Origin of the sequence: Ideonella sp. B508-1, assembly GCF_000333615.1 — a bacterium.
Lineage (GTDB): Bacteria > Pseudomonadota > Gammaproteobacteria > Burkholderiales > Burkholderiaceae_C > Ideonella.
Genome location: NZ_BADL01000137.1, coordinates 1 through 1,692 on the forward strand (window position 1 = coordinate 1; position 1,692 = coordinate 1,692).

General features: G+C 65.4%; 2 protein-coding genes. Both read right to left on the bottom strand.

What is annotated here, in order from left to right; genetic code table 11:
• Nucleotides 1-755: hypothetical protein (locus I73_RS30750; protein WP_199899035.1), on the bottom strand; the 755-nt coding region annotated here is incomplete at its 3' end.
• Nucleotides 756-794: 39 nt separating this feature from the next.
• The coding region (locus I73_RS26285) for a hypothetical protein (protein ID WP_234409423.1) at nucleotides 795-1,692 on the bottom strand (898 nt) is incomplete at its 5' end.

Genomic DNA, 1,692 nt, shown 5'->3' on the forward strand with positions numbered 1-1,692 from the left:
GAATTACCTTGGGGGACGCCTTGGGCCACCGCCTCCACCTTCTTCGTTGCCCCAAGCCCCAGCATGTAAATGCGCGCCGGCTTGTGTGCGCGGCAGAACCGTTGCAGCTCCGCGAACGACCAGGCTCCAGATTTGAGGGGCACGCCCACGGTGTAGGGCATTCCTGCCGTCACAGCCTCTATGGCCTCCAGAAAGGCGCTGTCGCTTGGCGAGTGCAGCGGGAAGATGCAGTGGGCGCCGGACGCGATCCAGCCGCGGATGCGCCCTGCGTGCCGCTGCTGAAGCTCCATCGAGGCCACGGGGTTGCCCACGACATCGGGCATTACCAGGCGAAGCTGGCCAGGTCGGGCGCAGCGCCTCACCAGCTCGTCGTAGGCCGGGAACACGTCGCGCTCGAAGTCCAGCCCCTCGCCCGCCACGAATGCACCGAAGGCGCCGGAGTCCACGAACACCAGGCCGCCACGGCCGGTGTAGGCCGCAACCAGATCCAGCAGCTTCCCCCCGTCTTGCTTGGGAAGGGCCGTGGCCGTGATGCCCACCGGCACGCCGGCGAGGATGAACCCCCGGCAGTCCCAATAGGCCGAACTGCCGCTGTGGAAGCGATCCACCGCGCGACGGCCAGCCCCGAACAGCGACGCCTGTGCCGAAGCCTCGGCCTGGGGGCGGCGCTCCGGTTCGTACCAGGGGAAGCGCAGCGAGGGCAAAGCCTTCTCTGCCTCATCAATCACGTTCAGGATTTCAAGAACATCGTTCACGGCTGCGACCCCTTCTAGCCTGCAATTCTACCCGCCGACCTATTGACCGTCAATAGCTGGCGAGCTTTCGCGCGCGAAAGTGGCGGCCTCCCGGCTGGTGCCCTCATTCCCGCGCCGCGCGTCGAGCGCGTTATCTGGACCGCACATCGCCTCGGCCATGGCCAGGAATGCCGCGCGCTTGTCGCGGCGTACTCGGAACTCGTGATCCACCACTTCATTGACCCGTGCCCATTGGTTCCAGGCGAAGGACCGGCCCAGGCCCACCGTGGTGTTGCTGCTCGGGAAGCTGTCCGCGTTGCGCACCATGTCTTCCCAGCTCGCCCCGAACTCCACCGCGCTGAATCGGCTGTGCTTGCCCGTGAGCGCTTTGCGCTCCAGAACCAGTGCGTTTTCCAGCAGTTCGGGGTGTTCAGCCGCCAACCACCACAGCTCCCAGGCTTTGCTGGCCGGGCAGAAGAAGCACGCGCTCTTGATCGGCACCATGTCAGCGCCCAGCACCGCAGCGATGGCGCTCACGCATTCCCTGCGCGTCCAGCCGATCAGTTGCAAGGGGTAGAGATAGTCGAAGTCAGCATCGGACGAAGCCAGGCCTTTCGAGCGCCGCGTGTCGGCCTTGCCGCAGTCGTATCCGATCAGCTTCACGATCCGCGTTCCCATGGCCTGCGCTTTCGTCCAGACGGGATGCGGCTCGCACTTGTTCGGCCCTCGCGTCGCCCCCTTCAGGTACTGGTCTTGAGGCCCGGTCTTCCACTTCAAGCTACAGGATTTCATCCCGAAGGCCAGCGATGGAAGCGTCTCGTTCTTCAGGCAGTTCCCGTACAGATCCACATACCCCGTGCCCTCCTGCGGAACGGTCCGGCACACGCTCACCTCCGGCCAGCCCCACGCCAAAGGACCGAGTTCATTCGTTCGATGGGCGCAGCGTCTCGGGCTCTCG